The organism is Clostridium sp. C2-6-12 (genome assembly GCF_009928485.1).
Taxonomy (GTDB): domain Bacteria; phylum Bacillota; class Clostridia; order Clostridiales; family Clostridiaceae; genus Clostridium.
Map to the genome: position 1 here is coordinate 1 of NZ_JAABNP010000118.1, position 215 is coordinate 215.

Below are 215 nucleotides of genomic sequence, written 5' to 3' on the forward strand. Positions count from 1 at the left end.
AACTTAATATTAATATTGCTAATGAAACCCATGTAGTTATATATGTCTTTTTAAATAACAAATCACCAAGTATAGGTATTTGTGAAAGCCCTGGAATATCCATTTGGTAAAATCCATTTGTAATTCTTATGCGTCCACTACCTGTAATAGTTCTTGCTAAAAACACTGTTAATGCTCCAGCCATCATATTAATTGCAGTACCACTTATTGTTTGA

1 pseudogene is annotated in these 215 nt (G+C 30.7%); it reads right to left on the reverse strand.

From position 1 onward, the window contains the following. Positions 1-215 (reverse strand): annotated as a pseudogene (locus GXK56_RS27630) (ABC transporter permease); the annotation flags it as partial.